Annotated in this window: 3 protein-coding genes; 1 reads left to right on the forward strand and 2 read right to left on the reverse strand. The window is 72.7% G+C overall.

Annotated features, from left to right (window positions below):
• Positions 1 to 1233, forward strand: a 1233-nt coding sequence (locus LOY02_RS18860) for an MFS transporter (protein WP_317183903.1), incomplete at its 5' end; no start/stop codon positions are given.
• Positions 1234 to 1391: 158 nt separating this feature from the next.
• Here the strand turns inward: LOY02_RS18860 and LOY02_RS18865 are convergent.
• A complete protein-coding gene (locus LOY02_RS18865) occupies positions 1392 to 2003 on the reverse strand; it encodes a GNAT family protein (RefSeq protein ID WP_317183904.1) in 612 nt (203 codons plus the stop codon).
• Positions 2003 to 2980 (reverse strand): enhanced intracellular survival protein Eis (gene eis / locus LOY02_RS18870; RefSeq protein WP_317183905.1); only part of this gene is annotated, 978 nt, incomplete at its 5' end. The genes eis and LOY02_RS18865, both read right to left, overlap by 1 nt.

The raw sequence follows: 2980 nt of genomic DNA on the forward strand, positions 1-2980 counted from the left end.
GTCGCACCGCCGACGCCCGTCGTCCGCACTGCGCGCAACGCCGTGTTCACGGCCTTCGGCATCAACGGTGCCGCCTTCGCCGCCTTCGCCTCGCGCGTGCCGGACATCAAGCACGAGCTCGGCCTCACCGCGGGCGAGCTCGGCCTGACCCTCTTCTCCCTCTCGGTCGGGGCGGTCATCGGACTGCCGCTGTCCGGGTGGTTCGTGCACCGCTTCGGTGCCGCGCGCACGACCCTCGGCGCCGCTGTGGTCCAGGGCCTCGGCCTGGTCCTCGTCGGCCTCGGCGTCACCACCCTGACGAGCCGCGGCATCGCGATGGCCGGCCTCGTCCTCGTCGGCATGGGCTCCGGGGTCTTCGACGTGGCGATGAACCTCGAGGGCGCATCCGTCGAGCGCCTCCTTCGCCGGTCGATCATGCCGCACTTCCACGCCGCCTTCAGTGGCGGCACGGTCGTGTCGGCCCTCGTCGGGGCCGGGCTCTCCTACCTCCACGTCCCCGTCCTCGCGCACCTCGCCGGCACGGCGGCCCTGCTCCTCGCCATCACTCCCTGGTTCCTGCGTGCGTTCCTGCCCCGTGCCGCTGAGGACGACCCGCACGGGGATGGGCCGCACGGCGATGAGCCGCAGGCCGGTCGTGGCAAGGCCGGTATCGCCGCGGCGTGGCGGGAGCCCCGCACGCTGCTCATCGGCGTCGTCGTCTGCGCCGCGGCCTTCACCGAGGGCACGGCGAACGACTGGATCGGGGTCGCCCTCTCGGACGGCTACGACCTGCCGCGCTGGGCCGGGGTCCTCGGCTTCGCGGTCTTCCTCACGGCAATGACCACGGGTCGGATCCTCGGGACCCGGCTGCTCGACAGGCGAGGCCGGGTCCCCGTGCTGCGCGTCCTTCTCGTGGCCGCGGTGGTCGGCAGCGTGCTCGTCGTCTTCGGCGGGCCGGTGCTCGCCTTCATCGGCGCCGCTGTCTGGGGCCTCGGTGCGAGCCTCGGCTTCCCCGTCGGCATGAGCGCGGCTGCGGACGAGCCACGGCGGGCCCCGGCCCGGATGAGTGTCGTGTCGACGATCGGCTACACCGCGTTCCTCGGCGGCCCGCCCCTGCTGGGCTTCCTCGGCGACCACGTTGGCGTGCTCCGCTCGCTCCTCGTCGTCGGTGCCATGGCCGCCGTGGCGCTGGCCGTGCTCCCGGCCGTCCGCGAGCCGACCCCATCCGACCCCGCGCCTGACCCCGCTGCCTGACCCGGCTGCCTGACCCCGCTGCCTGACCCCGTCTCCGCAACACGCCCGGCTCTCGACAACGCACCAGGGATATTTCAGCGGTGCGTTGCGGACCTCCGGGCGTGTTGCCGGCCGGGGCGGCGGACGGGAAGGAGGGAGGAGGGAGAGACCGCGGAGGGTCAGGCGGGGACGGCCGCACCGCGCTCTGAGTTGCCGCGGTGCACTCGCCACTCACGCGCCAGGATCGCCATGTCGTGCGCGTCGACCCACTCACCGTTGTAGCGCAGCGCCTCGCGCCGGGTCCCCTCGAGGACGAAGCCGACCTTCTCGTAGACCCGCCGAGCGCGCGGGTTGAAGTCGAAGACCTCGAGCCCGACCCGGTTGAGGCCCTGCTCCTCGAAGGCGTGTCGCATCGTCAGCCGGGTGGCCTCGGTGCCGAGCCCGCGGTCGCGAGCGCCGGAGATCCAGATCCGGAAGCCGCACGACAGGTTGGCCACGTCGAGGTCGTTGAGCACGGACTCGCCGACGACCGCGCCGCTCGACCGCTCGACGATCGCCCAGACGATGCGGTCGTCGGCGGTCGACCAGCGCTCGTAGATCGTCTCGAGCTCGGCGAGCGACCATGGCCCCGCGGGGTCGTCGTCGTCGGAGTGGATCGAGCCCGTGAGACGAGCCGTCTCCGCGTCATCCATGCCGGCGCTCAGGGCCGGAGTGTCCAACGCGGTCGCGGGGCGCAGGATGATCAGCTCGCCCTCGAGGGTCGGCTTCCGGGTGAAGTCGGGAGTCATCATCAGAAGTACTCCGTCATGAAGGGGGTGTCGAGGAACATCGCATCGAGCGCCCGGTCGGAGCCGCGCCCGCCGCCCGACGCCAACCCGGCCAGCCGCAGCCGGGACATCGTCCACCCCGACCAGAGCGCCGCGAGCCCGCGCGGTCCCAGCCGGGTCGGCCCACCATCGGTGGCGTATGCCGCTGGGCTCGCTCCCGGTGCGGGCGCAGCCCCGCTCGTGGCCGTCTCTGCCGGACCGCCCACCCGCACTGCCTTACCCGACCCGCCGGAGACCGAGAGCGACCAGTGGCCGGAGTTCGCCGGGACCTCCCGGTCCTCGACGACGATCTCGGCCGCGGCACTGACGTGTGGCGAGAAGCCGCGCGCCGCCATGGCTCCCGGCAGGTCGAGCACGCGGAGCATCCAGGCGTGCTCCCGCACGTCGACCTCCGGCAGGTCCCCGAGGACGAGCCGTGCGGGGTCGCGGGGGTCGTGGTAGGTGCGGACCGTCGGCGCGGCCGAGGACCCGGATCCGACGACTGCCCACAGTGCGGCCGTCGCCTCGGGCGTCTCCCCGACGAGCTCCTCGACGGTCAGCACCTCCTGCGCCAAGGAGTATGAGACGAATCCGCGTGGTCCGGTCGGGTCGTCGAGCACGTAGTTGATCATCTCGTCGTCCTCGAGGGTCTCGCGCCACGTCTCGACCGTGGGAAGCATCGGACCGCTGAGGGCGTGCCGCTCCTGGTGATCCCGCATGAGCACGTGGAAGAGCTCTGCGTCACCCGGCCCGCCGGGTCTGGGACGCAGCCCACCACTTCGGGTCCGGGCCGCGCGGACGACGTGAGCGGCATACGAGTAGCGCGGTTGGACCCCGCCGACCTCGTAGCCGACGGCACGGTACAGCTCCGGCGCCGTCGGGAAGAGGCAGGAGACGACGTCTCCGAGCTCGACCATGCGGGAGATGAGCCCGCGCATGAGCAGCGACGCGACGCCTTGGCC

This window comes from Intrasporangium sp., assembly GCF_032907665.1.
Taxonomy (GTDB): domain Bacteria; phylum Actinomycetota; class Actinomycetes; order Actinomycetales; family Dermatophilaceae; genus Intrasporangium.